Genomic DNA, 14,695 nt, shown 5'->3' on the forward strand with positions numbered 1-14,695 from the left:
TTGCGGAACAGCTCAATAAAGTGTCCTGGGGAAAGGCTAAGCTTTGGCATGATTCTAAGTGCATTGTCTCATGCGGCAGTGCACCTCTAGAAATTTTGAAGCGATATATCCAGAATCAGTCAGGAGGCGCTATCCCTCCCCACCGTCTATACGGTGGGGAATCCCACGCCTTACGTTGACAGGCAACCGGTTCGCATCGACAGCCCTGCAGCAGCCATTCGCCGGGGCATCGGCATGTTGCACCAGGATCCCTTGGATTTTCCTTCTCTGACGGTGCTGGAAAACTCTGGAAAACTTTATATCGCCAGTTATATCGCCAGGCAGCGGGGCGCTTGGGTTTGGGGCTGCGAGAGAGCCGAAAACGTCTCCGAAAAGCCTGTGAAGAGTTTGGCTTCAACCTCAACCCGGATGAGGCTATCGGCAGTTTGACGGTGGGGGAACGGCAGCAACTGGAGATGCTGCGGTTGCTCTCACTGGGGATCAACACCTTAATTTTGGATGAGCCGACGACGGGCATTTCTGCGGCGCAAAAAAGATCTTTTGTTGATCTTTTGTTTGCGGCTTTGCGTCGGCTGGCAGAGGAGGGCAAGTCGGTGATCTTCGTCTCCCACAAGCTGGCCGATGGGGAATGCTTTTGCGATCGGGTGACGGTGATGCGGCAGGGGGAAGTGGTGGAGGAGCTGACTGTGAAGGGTGAAGACATTTCCCTGCCGGAACAGCGGCTGATCGATTGGATGTTTGAGCGGGAATTGGCGCCCCTGGCTCGGCCCCCCTCTCTGCAAAGAAGGGCAAATCCCCTGTTGGAGTTACGCTCCCTGGTGGTGCGGCATGAGCCGTTTACCTTGGCTTTACCGGATCTGGCGGTGCAGCTGGGGGAAGTGATTGGGTTGGCCGGTTTGGAGGGCAGTGGGCAACGCTCTTTCCTGCTCACCTGGGCAGGGTTGTTGCCGCCCAGGCAGGGCCAGATTCTCTTGGCAGGGCGGGAGATGACCAGGCCGTCCTTACGGCGACCATCTTCGCTCTGGGGTGGGGTTTTCTCTAGCGGATCGGCTGCGAGAAGGGCTGATCCCTGGCTTGACGTTGCAGGAGCATTTTGCCCTCCAGCAGCGGGATCCCTGGATTAACTGGGCTCTGGCCCGTCAACAGGCTGAGGCGGCCACCGAACACAGCGGGGCAGCTTGGTAGCCCCGTACTCAGCGCTCCGCGCCGCTGACGCGAGTAGTACAGTGCAGAAAAGCCCGCTCGCGTTAGCGGGACGTAGTCCTTAAGCAACTTGAGTCGCTCGCCAATGCTATAACAAGCAAGTACCCACCCCGGTGAAAGACCTGGACAGTGCTGTAAGTCACAAGTAAGCGGAACCTTGGGACTGGGTTCCAGGGAGCCGTCTAGGGGGGTCTTGACAGCGCCTTTGCGAGTCTATCTGTGGACTGCGTAAGAATCCCCCGACTAAAGTCAGGGGTGTCAATTCGGCGTTCGCGGTCACCTCTACAGCAGGGTGGAACAACTCTCGGGGGGCAGCCAGCAACGCAGCCAGTTGGCCCTATTGCCCGCACTGGCCTGGGGATGGATGGGCTGCACCCTGCTGCTCTTGCTCGGGGATGGGATCCTTGCCTTCTGGGTTTGAACCGGGAGCTAACTTAGCTCCAGCGGGGCAAGTAGCAGGAAAAATCCTGTTTCTTAACAAACCGAAAGGGCCCGGAAAGGGATCCCCAGACCACTTGATCCGTTTCCGGGTCGCGGCCCTGATCCAGGCTGTGGAAGTAGTCGGCCCCAATCTCGAACTCGCTATAGAGGTAGGTGGTTCTGCCCTTGCGCTCGACGATACAGCCTTTGCCGGGCACGCTGCGGCCCCGGTAGCAGGATCCCGTCCACTCCACCTGGATTACACAGCCGGGCAAGAGTTCCAGCTCTGCCGCCGTCAGGCGGGCCAATTGCTCCAAGTTCCGACCGGCACATTTGTAGGCCTCTGGAGAGGTCAGGGCGTAGTTTTGGATGCGGATCCCGTCGGCGGTCTCGAAGAGATGGATGACCCGCTGCCGGTAGGGCTGGTCGGGGTAGATATCGTACAGTTGCTCCACGTAAAACCCTATCCCCTGAAACACTGACCACGGCAGGGGGCACTGGTAGACGTGAATATTGGCAAACCAAACCGGCTCGGCCATAGCCTGGTGCAGATTGTTGAAATGTCCGGCCATCCAGGTAGCCAGTTGGGCCAGTTGCGGCGAAACCGACATAGCGCGGGCAAAATCCTAACCAAGGGCAAACCTATTATCCAAAATGCTCGTCCTAGCTGCCAAAGCAAGCCTTCAGGCCGCAAGCTAGAGTAGAAGGATGCAATCCGTTGCCACTTGGCCTATGTCTGCGGCACCTCTTCCTCTGCTGGGGCAATCTTTGGCTGCCTTGAAAGAGTGGGCAGTTGAGCAGGGGCAGCCGGCCTACCGCGGGCAACAACTGCACACTTGGCTCTACCAAAAAGGGATCCGCTCCCTGCAGGAAGTGACGGTCTTTCCCAAAGCCTGGCGCGAGGCGCTGCAGGATTATCCTGTGGGGCGCTCCCAGGTTGTGCAGCGGATAGAATCCCGCGACGGCACCGTTAAGTTGCTGCTGCAGCTAGCAGATGGGGAGTTGATCGAGACAGTGGGGATCCCAACCGCCAAGCGGCTAACTGTCTGCGTTTCCTCCCAGGTGGGCTGCCCCATGGCCTGCGACTTCTGCGCCACCGGCAAGATGGGCTACCGGCGCAACCTCAAGTTGCACGAAATCCTGGATCAGGTGTTAACGGTGCAGGAGGACTTTGGCCGCCGCGTCAGCCACGTGGTCTTCATGGGTATGGGGGAGCCCCTGCTCAACCGCGACACCGTGGTGCAGGCCATCCGCCGCCTCCACCAAGATATCGGCATCGGCCAGCGGCACATTACCCTTTCCACCGTGGGCGTGCCCCGGCAAATTCCCTGGCTGGCAGAGCAGAATCTGCAAGTTACCTTGGCCGTCAGCCTGCATGCCCCCAACCAGGAGCTGCGGCAGCAGTTGATCCCTTCTGCAGCCCACTACCCCCTAGAGGCCCTGATCCGGGATTGCCGCGACTACATGCTGCGCACCGGGCGGCGGGTCAGCTTTGAATATACGCTGCTAGCGGGGGTGAACGATCTGCCCCTCCATGCCCGCCAACTGGCGCGTCTGCTGCAGCAGGCCAGCCAGGCGGGGGCCCGCCTGCACGTCAACCTGATCCCGTACAACCCCATTGCCGAGGCCGACTATCAGCGCCCCCAGCCGGCGCGAGTGGCGGAGTTCGTCCGGCTGCTTGAAGAGCACCACGTGCGGGCCAGCGTGCGCCAAACCCGCGGCCTGGATGGCAACGCCGCCTGTGGTCAACTACGGGGATCCTTTCTGCACGCTTCCCCCCCGCCCTTGCCTTCCCCTGGGCCAGCCCTTGGCCGTTCTTAGATGCTCAAGTTCGGAGTTTTTTTGCAGTTGCCACCGGCAGGGCGGGAGGCAGCCAAACGCGAAAATGCGTCCATCCTTCCAAGCTGCTGACGGAGATCTGGCCCCCCATGTGCTCCACCAGTTGCTTGACCAGGGCCAGCCCCAGGCCGGTGCCGCCGTGCTTCCAGCGATCCGACTGCGGGATGCGGTAGAACTTCTCAAAGATGCGGGGCAGCTCCGACTCCGGGATCTCGCTGCTGTTGCTGCAGACAAAGAGGATCCCTTCTCCTTCCCAGGCCACCTGCAGGTGGATGGATCCCGCGGGGGCGGTGTATTTGACGGCGTTGTGCAGCAGCTCGCGCAAGATGCGGCCCAGAGCCGTGGGATCCGCCTCAAGGGGTGGGATCCCCTCTTCTAGGTGCAGTTGCAAACTTTGGTTTTTGGCCTGGGCCAGGGGCTGAACTGCCGCCACCAGATCCCGCAAATAGCGCGGCAGAAAGATCTCTTCGGGTTGGAGCAGATACTTCTCGGCTGCCAGCCGCTGCATGTCCAGCAGGTCGTTGATGAGATCAATTTGGCGGTTGCATTCCTTGAGGGCGATGGCGAAATAGTGCTGCTGCTTCTCGGGGTTATCGTGGGCTATTTGCAACATTTGCAGGGCCATGCGCACATTGGTCATGGGGGTGCGCAGCTCGTGGGAGACGGTGCTCAAGAAATCGTCCTTGAGCAGGTTGAGCCGCTCCAATTCCTTTACCTGGGCCTGGGCCGCCTCATACAGACGGGCCTGCCGCAGAGCCAGAGCAGACAGGTTGGCCACCTGGTAGGCCAGTTGTCTCTCCGCTTCGGAAAACTCCTGCTGCCGCTCCAACAGCAACAGCCCCAGCCGCTCTTGCTTGTCCCAAAGGGAGCAAGCCAAAAGCTGTACCCAGTGCCCCCCTCGCTCCTTTTGACAACAGCAGTGGACTTCCCAGGGCTGGTCAAGAAACGCATGGGAGTGCAGCAGGTGCCTCAGCTCGGGATCGTTGAGGCAGGCGGGATCCGCCTTCTCCGGAAACGAGCAAGCCGGGATCCAAGAGGATCCATCGGCACTGGTCAAGAAAATATGACAGCCGGTTAGGTTGAGGGCCTCGGCCAGGCTCTTGACCACCTCTTCCAGGATCTCCCCCTCCTTGAGGCTGGCCACCATCTGGCCGCTGAGGGAGCGCAGCACCGCCTCAAAGCGCAAAGCCTGCTCCAGCTTGGCGGTACGCAGCGCCACCTGGGCTTCCAGCTCGCGGTTGAGGGCTTCTAGCTGCTGCTGGGCCCGCTTTTGCTCGGTGATCTCCCGCCCCACCGACAGGATCTCCACCAGTTGGCCCTGGGTGTCGAAAATGCCCTGATCCACCCAGCTCACCCAGCGGGATTGGCCATCTTCGCCGGGGTACTCCCGCTCGCTGCGGTGGTAAGGGTGCTCAGGCGTCAGAGCCGCAAGGGACTGCAGCACCGCGGCTTGCTCTTCTTCCGGGAGCAGATCCCGCCAAGGTCGGCCCAACACTTCTTCTGGGGAACAGCCAAAAAAGCGCAAGAGCGCAGGGTTGCCGTAGGTAATTCTCCCATCGGGCTGAAAGCGGCAGATCAGCTCCGTCTGCTGCTCCACCACAGCGCGGTACTGCTGCTGCTGTTGCCAGAGGCGATCCAGCAAAGCTTGTTGGTTGGTGGCCGCCTGCTGCCAAGCTTTGGCCAGGGTCTGCACTTCTTGGATAGGGCCGGGATCCACAGGGGGCCAGGCCGGGATCCCAGTGTGCACAAATTGCTCCGCTATTTGGGTAAGGCGGCGCAGCGGACGAGAGAGGGCTTCGCTGAGGAGGATCCCGGCGGCCAAAAAGCCCAGCAGCAGCCCACCCCCCAACAGGGCCGCCTGCCGAGCACCGGCATAGACGGGGGCTAAAAGGGCGCCCTCCGGGATCCCGCAGACGAAGTAAAAGACCAGCCCCCATTGATCCTGAATGGCCGTCACCTGCACCCGGTAGGGGATCCCGTCCACCTCAAGGCGCAGCAAACCCTTAGCGGCAGCCGTTGCCCAGGATCCCACCTGCTCTTGCACAGCCAGCAGCAGCGGGTGGGGAGAGAGCTCCTCCGTGGCGGCCACCACCTGGCCCTCTTCATCCAGCAACCAGCTCACCCCTGGATACGCCAAGCTGGCCTGCAGATCCTCCAGAAAAGCCTGCAGTTGCTGAGCCGAGAGAGCAGCCACCAAGCTGCCGTAAACCCGCCCCTCCACCTCGGCCAAGGGCAGCGCCGCCAGGATCAGCCGCTCCGGCCTCTGATTGGGAAACTCGACAAAAGAGTTGCTCACCACCCAGGTACGGCGGGCCCCTTCCTGTTGCAGGATTTCGGGAAACCAAGACAGCCGCCGCAAATCCACCCAGCCCAACTGCTGCGTCAAGCCGGTGGGAGCCCCGCTTTCCGGATCCCGCTGGCGGCCCTGGACGGATCCCGGCTTCAGGCCCGGCGTGTGGTAGGTCCAGATCGACCCACCGGTGTGGCGGCGGGCGGTTACAAACCCCCCCTCCGCTGAGACAAAGCCGATGTAGCTCAGCTCGGGAAACTGCTGCAACTGGCGGGCAAAATAGGCCTCAAGCCTCTCCAGATCTTGCGGCTGAAGCGCGGCCAAATTGGGCAGTAGCTCCCACTGGACTGCCCCTTGATTGAGGGCATTGATCTGAAGGGGGGCTTGGAGATAGCGCCTGAGGTGCTCTTCAGTGCGATGGTTAACCTCACTCTTCAGGTGCTCGGCCAACTGCAGCGCCATCTGCCGGCCAGCCCGCCAGGAGAGATAGCCCACCCCGCCTGCCCCCCCAGCCACTGCCAACAGCAGCGGCAACAGCAGCGCCACCTGCAAAGGAACCGCTCGAGAAGTAAGGAAGGGCAGGCGCATTGGCGAAGAAGAGGAAAACAGCATGGGATCCCTAGGCTTGGGGTGGCTCCAGAGCTCGCTGCAAAGCGCCGAGGAGAATTTCGGCACCAATGGCCAACAGCGCCACCGGGATCGCTCCCACCAACAGGATGGCGTTGTCGTAGAGGGCAAACCCCAGCGTGATGAAGCTGCCCAGCCCGCCCGCCCCGATAAAGGCCGCCAACGTGGCGCTGGCAATGACCTCGATAGTAGCGGTTTTAACACCGGCCAAGATTACCGGCAACGCCAAGGGGATCTCCACATGGCGTAGCACCTGCGCCGGCGTCATGCCCATTCCCAAAGCAGCTTCGCGTAGAGCCGGATCGAGGCTGCGGAAGGCCACATCCGTGCTGATTAAAATGGGGGGCAAGGCCAAGATCGTCAGGGCAATCGCTGCCGACTGAAAGCCAAGGCCAAAGTAGGGAATGGCCAAAAACAAAATCGCCAAGCTGGGGATCACCCGCAAGCTGCCGAAGGCATTGATCACCACGAGGGAAACCACCTGCGAGCGGGAGCTGCCAAAACCCAAGGGCAGGCCCACCAGCAACGCGATCCCCAGCGGCACCACCACCAGTTGCAGGTGCTGGAGGAAAGCTTGAACTAGCAGGTCGCTGTTGCTTTGAGCATAGTGCAAGGAGCGATCCAGGAGGCTCATCGAGAGCTACACGCAGAGTAGCTTGGTAGCCCCGTACTCAGCGCTCCGCGCCGCTAGCGCGAGTAGTGCGGGGCGGAAAAGCCTTCGAGCGACTGGAGTCGCTCGCCAATGTTATGTTGTAATCCTAAGTTAGCACCTACCCCGGTGAAAAACCCGGACAGTGCCGTAAGTCAACAAGTAAGCGGAACCTTGACGCTTTGTCTCTAGGAACCGTCTAAGGGCGTCTTGACAGCGCCTTTCCGAGTCCAACTGTGGACTGCGTAAGAACCCTTCGACTTTTTTAGTCGGGGGAGTGTCAAATCCCCGCGAATCAACAGACCAACCCCGCTGTAGAGTTTGCAGTCAGCCCCTATATTTTGCCAGCCCTCTTGACTTGTTTGCTCGCTCCTGGCCTAATTCAACTCAGCCCTCTCTCCATTCCCCCTTGAGACGCCGTCTACTTGAGTTCTGGCGCCGTCGCTTTCCCCACAGCCTGCGCACTCAGGTAGCGCTGGTGATTGCCAGCCTTTCCTTTGTCCCCAACTTGGTTTTCATCCTGTCGGTGCAGTGGATCCTGCCCGGCACAGAGCTCAGTCCCGAGGGATCTCTCCTGCTGCTGTTGTGGATCCCTCTGCTGGCGGTGCTATCGGCGCTGGCAGGCTATGCCTTGTCTTCCATGCTCTTGCGGCCCCTGACGTTGCTGGCCCGCGAGCTGGCCCACCTAGAAACCTTGATCAACCAGCCAGAGCGCTGGACTTTGCTGCTCCGCCCAGGGGATCCCCAAGAGGCTCTGATCCTGCGGCAAGCTTTTGCCCATTTGCTGCGCCAAATCCAAAGCGATCAAAGACGGCGGGAGGCCTTCACGGCTACCTTGGTGCACGATCTAAAAACTCCTCTCATTGCCTTTGGGCATCTGCTAAGTGCTCTCAAGCAGGAGCTCCCCTTGAGTCCCCAGGAGCGGCTGGCCCTGCTGAATCGCATGTTGGAGGAGAACCAGCGCAACCTGGCCCTGGTGCAAAAGATGGTGGAGGCCTACCGCCTAGAGCGGGGCGAGATCGCCCTGCATCCCCAGCCCTGTGATCTGGGATCCCTGGCCCGACGGGTGGCCGAACGTATGGGATCTCTGGCTCGAGAGCGGGAGATCGACCTGCAGGTGGAGGGAGAAGGGTGGGGCGCCGCCGATGAGGACGAGCTGGAGCGGGCGCTGGTGAACCTGGTGGACAATGCTTTGCGCTACGCCCGCCATGCGGTGGTGCTGACCGTCAGCCCCCGGCAGATCCAGGTGCGGGATGACGGGCCCGGCCTGCCGGCTCCCCTGGAAGATCTGGCCCAGCCCTACATCGCCCAACCCATTCACATTGCCGGCCAGCACTACCCGACCGGCTCAGGAGGTCTGGGGCTGTACATCGCCAAGCGTATCCTGCAAGCCCACGGAGGAGACTTGCGTTTGGTGGAGACGGGATCCCAGGGCACTACCCTGGCCCTGGTGCTGCCCTGATCCCCAGCCCCGCCAGAGGGAGAAAAACACCGAAGGCAGTTCCCTGCTTCGCGTTAGCGGTGTGGAGCGCTTGCAGTTCACTCGACGGGACGGCCCCGATACATCAACCGGTACTTTGCCGGTGGGAGCGCAGCCGTTTGCTCTTGGCGTTCTTCTGGTGCAACGGGCGGGGAAGGAAGGGAGCTGTCTTTTTCAGGCCGCAAACCCGCCTGCTCGAGAACCGCGTGAAGAGCTGCCGTGTCAATGGGAAAAGGCCACCTGGCTGCCTTGTAAACTTGCTCGAGGGAGTGAAGAATGTCGTCGGCTTCGGCCAAACCAGGGATCACCTCGGCTGCCCCCTGGTAAATGGCCCAGCGCCGCTCTGCCGGCTCAATGCGGCGACGGGGGTGATGAGTGAGAATCACAGGGATATCCGGAAGCCGGCTCCGACACTCTCGACAAAAGGCATAGGGGTTAAACAGCCCCGTCGTCATATCCACCACCATCAGATCCGGAGGATGAGTTGCCGCCACCTCCACCAGATCTGCCTGAGGAGAAACCAGCACCACTGCATGGCGCTGAGACTCCAGCACCGACTTCCAGAGCTGGGCCTGCCAAGGCTGACCCTGAGCCACCAAAACGGTCTTGGTCACGGTGAGCAGAGATAGGTGAGCAAAAGGGGAAGGGGAAATCTGCACGAGTTAACGGCTCGCCTCAGTTCACAACTTTGCCTAGGGCGCAAGCTAGCATTTCCAATCAAGAAGAAACAGTAACTAGCTATACAGGTAGTGTTGGGCCGACCCCGCCGCTCGGGTAGCTGAAACTCCACCAATTTGCGGCAGATTTTTGGGTACAGTTTGTCCGGCAGCTTCAGCGCTTGCCTTGCTCGGGCAAACCAACCTCAGCTTTCTCTTCGGTTTCGGATCCCAGCTCGGCCTGCAAGGCTTGCCACTCCTCTGGGGAGAGGGAGTGAAGTTTCTCTTGGATTTGCTGCCTCTCAAAAGCGGCCCACTGGGCCTTCAGGGTCATTTCCCTGCTCAACACCCGCTTCAGGTAGCCCACAGTCCAGACCAGGCACCCCAGCAGAAACACCACGCTTGACACCTGCTGCGCCGCGCCCGTATCCAAGCCGGCCCAAAGCAACAGCCCGTAGAAAAGTCCTCCCCCCAAGAGCAGGGCTAGGCCAATGCCGAGAACATCCCGTCTACGCATGGCTCAAGCGCTTAGATAGCGGCAGGCTCTAGAGCGAACGCGGCTTGGGCCGAAACGTCATGAAGGGAGCCACGAGCACCATACCGGGGAAGAAAAACAAAACTAGGAAAAACATCAACACCTTTTCCCAGGCACCGCTATAGTTCCAGCGCTTGTCCACGTACACCAAAAACAAGAACGGCAGCACCAGCAGGTAGAGAACTGCTAGGGCAGCATAGGTCAAGCCAATGAGCGTTGGGGTCGAAAGCATCTCCAGTTGCCTCAAATTAGCCTGTGCCAATCCAGCCCGCATCGGGGTTACATTACAGCATTGTAATAGCGAATAAACTTGTCGGCTTAGCCGGCTCTTCGCCTTATGGCTATAAACTCGTGCTGATGGCCCCGACAGGGCAGGTAGAGATGCATTGTTCGCACATAACACAGCGATTACGCAGAAACTCCAGTTTCCAGTCAGGAGCGGCAATCTTCAGCGCCTCGGTGGGGCAAACGCCTGTACACAAGCCGCAGTCCACGCACGAATCTGGGTCGATCTGAATTTCTTTGGCCCGCTCGGCCACCTCAATGCCTAAAGACTGCACCCACTCCAGACCCGCCTCCACCTGGTCGATATCTCCCGAGAGCTCCACCACCAGGGTGCCCACTTCGTTGGGGGTTACTCTGGCGCGGACAATGTTGGCGGCTACATCGAAGTCTTTGGCCAGACGATAGGTGAGGGGCACATTCACCAAGTGGCGAGGAAAAATCAGGGTCACTCGTTTGCGCACGGATTTGACTTGCGTATCGGAGGTGCGGTGACTCTTCCAGTATGAGTATGCCAAGGCCGACTGCCAAGTTTGGCCATGCCGCAAGTGCAAAATCTCCTCCTCACCGCCAGAAAGATGGGATCCGCTCCCAACACCGTCTGCCCCCAGGTTGGGAACTACGAAAGGCGCCCCACAGCCTGCCACAATAGGGGCAGAGCGTCTTCGATTCCCATGAACTCAGCCCGGCCCCGGCTCAACTCCGAGCACTATCGACAGATGTTGGTGCGCGATGGCGAGCGCCGCTTCCGCGAATGGCACACCGCCTTTCTCAACTACCAGCGGCAGTTTTTGCAAGAGATGAAGCGACTGCAGCTCCGTTCTTCCTCGAATTGCTAATTTCCTTCGGTAATGCCTACGCCCACCCCTTTGCACCTGCTGCCGATCTGTTCTGAGCCTGATCCTTCCCTCCGCCAAGAAACTTTGGAATTGTTGGAGTGGCCCCGCCTCTGCCAACACTTGGCCAGCTTTGCCGCCACACCCCTAGGCCGCCGCGCCTGCCTAGAGCTGGATCCCTGGCGGAGCCGCGCCGAGAGCGAGGTCTGTCTTGATCAAACGGAGGAGGCCATCCGGCTGGATTGCAGCCAGCCGGGGGGGGTTTCTCTGGACGGGATCCACAACCTGCTGCCGGCCCTGGAACGGGCCGAACGGGGGGGCATTCTGAGCGGGGAAGAGCTGGTGCAGATTGCCACAACCTTGGGGGCTGCTCGCCGCCTTCGCCGTCTCATCGATGCTGACGAGCGCCTGCCCCGCCTGCAGGAGTGGGTGAGCACACTGCGCACCTATCCTGAGCTAGAGCAGGAGATCTTCCGCTGCCTGGATGAGCACGGCGAGGTGAGAGATAGCGCCAGCCCCGCGCTTGCAGACCTACGCCGTCAGCACCGCCAGTACCGCAACCAGATCCAAGAACGCCTACAACAGGTGATGAGCCAGCACCCCCAGGCGCTGCAGGACACGTTGATTGGCCAGCGGCAGGGGCGCTTTGTGCTGATGGTGAAGGCCACCCACCGCGACGTGATCCGGGGCATCGTCCACGACAGCTCTGCCAGTGGGGCCACCCTCTATGTGGAGCCCTACGCTGTGGTGGAGCTGGGCAACCGGCTGCGGGAAACCCAGGCCCAGATCCAGGCGGAGGAAGAGCGAATCTTGGCGGCGCTCTCTGCCCAGGTGGGATCCGTGGCCACCGATCTGGAGCATTTGCAGGCGGTGCTGGTGGGGCTGGAGGTGGCCTTGGCCCGTGGCCGCTACAGTCTTTGGTTGGCGGGCAATCGCCCCCAGTTTGTCCCGGCAGGATTGCGCCTGCGCCAAGCTAGGCACCCCTTGCTTCTGTGGCAGTCTCGCGAGGAAGGCAAGGGCCCGGAGGTGATCCCGATTGATTTCACCCTCTCCGAGTCCATCCGCGCCGTGGTCATCACCGGCCCCAACACCGGTGGCAAGACGGTTGCTCTGAAGACCTTGGGGCTATTGGTGCTTATGGCCAAGGCGGGGATCTTCCTGCCTGCCCAGGATCCGCCCCAACTGCCCTGGTTCGACGGGGTCTATGCCGACATCGGCGACGAGCAATCGCTGCAGCAAAGCCTCTCCACTTTTTCCGGGCACATTCGCCGCATCAGCCGCATCGTGCAGGCTTTGCAGTCAGACCCGGCGCCGGCCCTTGTTCTGCTGGACGAGGTGGGGGCGGGCACGGATCCTAGCGAGGGTGCGGCCCTGGCGGCTGGGCTATTGGAGTATCTCTCGGAAAAGGCCCTGCTTACCTTGGCCACCACCCACTACGGCGAGCTGAAGGCCCTCAAGTACCAGCATCCCGGCTTTGAGAATGCCTCGGTGGAGTTTGACGAGGCCACTCTAGCCCCCACCTACCGCCTACTGTGGGGGATCCCTGGTCGCTCCAATGCCTTTGCCATTGCCCGGCGGCTGCACCTGGAGCCGGAGATTCTGCGGCGGGCGCAGCAGCATCTGCAGGGGGAAAGCCAGGTGGATAAGGTGATCGCGGGGCTGGAGGCGCAACGGGCCCAGTTGGAAGAGCGGGCCGCCCAGGTGGGATCCCTGCACCAAGAGCTGGAAACCCTGTACCGCCAAATGCAGCAGCGCAGCCGGCAAATGGCTGAGCGAGAGGCGCAACTGGAGTACCAGCAGCGACAGGGGCTGCAAGCCCTCTTGGCCGCTGCCCGCCGGGAGGTGGCCGCCGCCATCCGCAAGTTGCAGCAGGGGGACAATCCCCAGCAGGTTGCTGCTGAGCTGGAGCAGATTCGCGGGCGCTACTCGCCGCCGTCGCCGCCCGTTGAGACTGAGTTCGTGCCGGAGGTGGGGGATCGGGTGCGGCTGAGGGGCCTGGGGCAGACGGGGGAGGTGATTGCCGTCGAAGGGGATGTGTATGTAGTGCGCAGCGGCATCCTCAAGTTCACGGTGCCGCGGGGCCAGTTGGATCCCATCGATGAACATCAGGCCAAACAGCGCCAGCGCCCCAAAGCTCCTCCCTCCCCTCCGCCCACCACTGCTCCCCTGAACCTGCGCACCAGCCGCAACACCCTTGACCTAAGGGGGAAAACTGTAGCCGATGCCGAGGCGATTCTGGAACAGCACTTTGCCCAAGCCCCTCCTGGCCCGGTTTGGATCATCCACGGCCACGGCACGGGACGCCTGCGGGCCGGCGTCCAGGCCTACCTCCAAAATCACCCGCGTGTTCAGAGGTTTGCCCCGGCGGATCCCCAGGATGGGGGTACGGGCGTAACGGTAGCCCACCTGCGGTGAGGCTGAGCGGCTTTCGGCGGGCTGGCTCCAACATTACCGAGAGCCTTGTCCAGTGTGATGAAGGTCTCTCACCTTCCCTCCCCCTTTGGGAGAGGGGCAGACGGTTTCAGACTTGACTTTGGAGCGCCGCTGTTGAGGTGACAGGCTGGGATCCCGCTTGGCGGTGCCGACTTTGCCAAAGCCAGTAGGCGCGCAGCAGTTGGCTATCTCCAATTAACTTGAGCATCACCGCCACCGTCGCACTGGTCCAGCCGAGGGGGCCGAAAGTGGCACCTGCTGCCGCCAACAGGGCCAACCCGGAAAGATTCAGCCCCAAGCCCTGTACCCCCATCCACCAAACGGTCTCACGCTCTAACATTGGCCAGATCCTAGAGGAAGAATTGGATAGCCCTACTCTCCTAAATTTGAGGCGGGATGGGGATATGGCCAAGCCTCAGCCTAGATGCCCAAAGCTGCATGCTTCGGGGGGCGTTATGTCCATAGCGCTTAGCCACCTAGCCCATCCACTCCTGCAATCGGGCCAGGGCCAGCCGCTTTTGCGTTGCAGAGCGGACGCTGCCCTCCGTTAGCCGGTTGAAGCCATGCACCAGCCCCTTGCCTCCCAGCGCCACCAGAGTGACCCGATGGGTTTGCCCCGGCTCAAAACGCACCGCTTGGCCGGAAGGGATGTTGAGGCGCATGCCAAAGCTGGCGGCGCGATCGAACACCAGGGCTCGGTTGACCTCGAAAAAGTGAAAATGGGATCCCACCTGAATGGGCCGATCCCCCCGGTTGGTGACCTCCAGCGTCACAGTGGCCCGCCCGACATTGGCTTGGATGGGATCCTCTGCCAGCAACAGCTCTCCCGGGATCGGGGCTGGTTCAGGGTCGGCAGCAGGTGTGGCTTTGGATTTGCGAGCCATATGGACAACCTCCTGAAGTCTCTGGGTCTTTGGGAGATCCTTAGAAAGCAGCTAGCGAATGGGGTGGTGAAGGGTCACCAGCTTGGTTCCGTCGGGGAAGGTTGCCTCTACTTGAATTTCCGGGATCATCTCCGGGATCCCTGGCATCACGTCCTCTCGGCTCAGCCACGTCAGCCCTTCACTCATCAACTGAGCAACGGTTTTCCCTTCCCGCGCCCCCTCCAAGATGGCTGCGCTCAGGTAGGCCACCGCCTCGGGGTAATTGAGTTTGAGGCCCCGCTGCCGCCGATCCCGAGCTAACTGGGCGGCCAGGTAGATCAACAGCTTGTCTTTCTCCTGGGGGGACAAGTACATGGAGCAACCTCGAAAGATACAAAACGATACAGAACAGACAGCAGCAGGCTCACTTAGCCTAGAGTTGACTTAACACTTTAGTACCACCTCTGGGCGAAAAAAGGCTGCAGAGGCTACAGGGGGTTTCGCTTTTCTTGCCAAACCAAGAGCTTCCACCTCTTTCCACCTCTGCCGTTGCTACTTTCTGCCCCTGCCACCCATGATGAA

The 14,695-nt window shown here is 61.0% G+C and carries 16 protein-coding genes; 6 read left to right on the forward strand and 10 right to left on the reverse strand.

Annotation, left to right across the window (positions count from 1 at the left end; translation table 11 throughout):
- The first annotated feature begins 20 nt into the window (after positions 1-20).
- Both NW845_RS06250 and NW845_RS06255 read left to right on the forward strand, forming a co-directional pair.
- On the forward strand, positions 21-179 hold the full coding sequence (locus NW845_RS06250; RefSeq protein ID WP_414377594.1) for a transposase: 159 nt from the start codon (positions 21-23) through the stop codon (positions 177-179).
- Positions 180-338: 159 nt separating this feature from the next.
- Positions 339-1,124, forward strand: a complete 786-nt coding sequence (locus NW845_RS06255; RefSeq protein ID WP_414377561.1) for a hypothetical protein — start codon at positions 339-341, stop codon at positions 1,122-1,124.
- A gap of 513 nt (positions 1,125-1,637) precedes the next feature.
- Here the strand turns inward: NW845_RS06255 and NW845_RS06260 are convergent.
- Entirely contained in the window at positions 1,638-2,234 is a 597-nt protein-coding gene (locus NW845_RS06260; RefSeq protein ID WP_414377563.1) for a chromophore lyase CpcT/CpeT, read from the reverse strand.
- A gap of 121 nt (positions 2,235-2,355) precedes the next feature.
- Here NW845_RS06260 and rlmN point away from each other — a divergent pair, with 121 nt between their 5' ends.
- Positions 2,356-3,444, forward strand: coding sequence for a 23S rRNA (adenine(2503)-C(2))-methyltransferase RlmN (gene rlmN / locus NW845_RS06265; RefSeq protein ID WP_414365243.1), 1,089 nt, complete (start codon positions 2,356-2,358; stop codon positions 3,442-3,444).
- Between the two features lie 4 nt (positions 3,445-3,448).
- Here rlmN and NW845_RS06270 read toward each other — a convergent pair whose 3' ends face one another.
- A complete protein-coding gene (locus tag NW845_RS06270; protein ID WP_414377565.1) occupies positions 3,449-6,364 on the reverse strand; it encodes an ATP-binding protein in 2,916 nt (971 codons plus the stop codon).
- Positions 6,365-6,371: 7 nt separating this feature from the next.
- Positions 6,372-7,013, reverse strand: a complete 642-nt coding sequence (locus tag NW845_RS06275) for an ABC transporter permease (RefSeq protein WP_414365241.1) — start codon at positions 7,011-7,013, stop codon at positions 6,372-6,374.
- 424 nt (positions 7,014-7,437) lie between these two features.
- Here NW845_RS06275 and NW845_RS06280 point away from each other — a divergent pair, with 424 nt between their 5' ends.
- On the forward strand, positions 7,438-8,490 hold the full coding sequence (locus NW845_RS06280) for a sensor histidine kinase (protein WP_414377566.1): 1,053 nt from the start codon (positions 7,438-7,440) through the stop codon (positions 8,488-8,490).
- A 77-nt stretch (positions 8,491-8,567) separates the two neighbouring features.
- Here the strand turns inward: NW845_RS06280 and NW845_RS06285 are convergent, their stop codons facing one another.
- The 4 genes from NW845_RS06285 to NW845_RS06300 form a co-directional block, all read right to left on the reverse strand.
- Entirely contained in the window at positions 8,568-9,167 is a 600-nt protein-coding gene (locus NW845_RS06285) for a response regulator (RefSeq protein WP_414377567.1), read from the reverse strand.
- Between the two features lie 172 nt (positions 9,168-9,339).
- Entirely contained in the window at positions 9,340-9,681 is a 342-nt protein-coding gene (locus NW845_RS06290; protein WP_414371632.1) for a DUF3007 family protein, read from the reverse strand.
- Between the two features lie 28 nt (positions 9,682-9,709).
- Positions 9,710-9,931: an NAD(P)H-quinone oxidoreductase subunit L gene (gene ndhL, locus NW845_RS06295; RefSeq protein WP_414365233.1), complete on the reverse strand. Its 222-nt coding sequence runs from the start codon at positions 9,929-9,931 to the stop codon at positions 9,710-9,712.
- 109 nt (positions 9,932-10,040) lie between these two features.
- A complete protein-coding gene (locus NW845_RS06300; RefSeq protein WP_414365231.1) occupies positions 10,041-10,445 on the reverse strand; it encodes an NIL domain-containing protein in 405 nt (134 codons plus the stop codon).
- Between the two features lie 210 nt (positions 10,446-10,655).
- Here NW845_RS06300 and NW845_RS06305 point away from each other — a divergent pair, with 210 nt between their 5' ends.
- Positions 10,656-10,820, forward strand: coding sequence for a hypothetical protein (locus NW845_RS06305; protein ID WP_414365230.1), 165 nt, complete (start codon positions 10,656-10,658; stop codon positions 10,818-10,820).
- Positions 10,821-10,865: 45 nt separating this feature from the next.
- Positions 10,866-13,232: an endonuclease MutS2 gene (locus tag NW845_RS06310; RefSeq protein WP_414371670.1), complete on the forward strand. Its 2,367-nt coding sequence runs from the start codon at positions 10,866-10,868 to the stop codon at positions 13,230-13,232.
- A gap of 106 nt (positions 13,233-13,338) precedes the next feature.
- Here the strand turns inward: NW845_RS06310 and NW845_RS06315 are convergent, their stop codons facing one another.
- The 3 genes from NW845_RS06315 to NW845_RS06325 form a co-directional block, all read right to left on the reverse strand.
- On the reverse strand, positions 13,339-13,590 hold the full coding sequence (locus tag NW845_RS06315; RefSeq protein ID WP_414365228.1) for a hypothetical protein: 252 nt from the start codon (positions 13,588-13,590) through the stop codon (positions 13,339-13,341).
- A 136-nt stretch (positions 13,591-13,726) separates the two neighbouring features.
- A complete protein-coding gene (locus NW845_RS06320; RefSeq protein WP_414365226.1) occupies positions 13,727-14,134 on the reverse strand; it encodes an urease subunit beta in 408 nt (135 codons plus the stop codon).
- Between the two features lie 51 nt (positions 14,135-14,185).
- On the reverse strand, positions 14,186-14,488 hold the full coding sequence (locus NW845_RS06325; RefSeq protein WP_414365225.1) for an urease subunit gamma: 303 nt from the start codon (positions 14,486-14,488) through the stop codon (positions 14,186-14,188).
- Between the last annotated feature and the right edge of the window lie 207 nt (positions 14,489-14,695).

The sequence above is a fragment of the Synechococcus sp. H60.2 genome (genome assembly GCF_047462315.1).
Lineage (GTDB): Bacteria > Cyanobacteriota > Cyanobacteriia > Thermostichales > Thermostichaceae > Thermostichus.

What these genes read in the sequence shown, in the direction of transcription:
- NW845_RS06270 (WP_414377565.1), bottom strand. Translation starts at nt 6,364, where the DNA reads ATGCTGTTTTCCTCTTCTTCGCCAATGCGCCTGCCCTTCCTTACTTCT.
- NW845_RS06305 (WP_414365230.1), top strand. Translation starts at nt 10,656, where the DNA reads ATGAACTCAGCCCGGCCCCGGCTCAACTCCGAGCACTATCGACAGATG.
- ndhL (WP_414365233.1), bottom strand. Translation starts at nt 9,931, where the DNA reads ATGCTTTCGACCCCAACGCTCATTGGCTTGACCTATGCTGCCCTAGCA.
- NW845_RS06260 (WP_414377563.1), bottom strand. Translation starts at nt 2,234, where the DNA reads ATGTCGGTTTCGCCGCAACTGGCCCAACTGGCTACCTGGATGGCCGGA.
- NW845_RS06320 (WP_414365226.1), bottom strand. Translation starts at nt 14,134, where the DNA reads ATGGCTCGCAAATCCAAAGCCACACCTGCTGCCGACCCTGAACCAGCC.
- NW845_RS06325 (WP_414365225.1), bottom strand. Translation starts at nt 14,488, where the DNA reads ATGTACTTGTCCCCCCAGGAGAAAGACAAGCTGTTGATCTACCTGGCC.
- NW845_RS06290 (WP_414371632.1), bottom strand. Translation starts at nt 9,681, where the DNA reads ATGCGTAGACGGGATGTTCTCGGCATTGGCCTAGCCCTGCTCTTGGGG.
- rlmN (WP_414365243.1), top strand. Translation starts at nt 2,356, where the DNA reads ATGTCTGCGGCACCTCTTCCTCTGCTGGGGCAATCTTTGGCTGCCTTG.
- NW845_RS06275 (WP_414365241.1), bottom strand. Translation starts at nt 7,013, where the DNA reads ATGAGCCTCCTGGATCGCTCCTTGCACTATGCTCAAAGCAACAGCGAC.
- NW845_RS06315 (WP_414365228.1), bottom strand. Translation starts at nt 13,590, where the DNA reads ATGTTAGAGCGTGAGACCGTTTGGTGGATGGGGGTACAGGGCTTGGGG.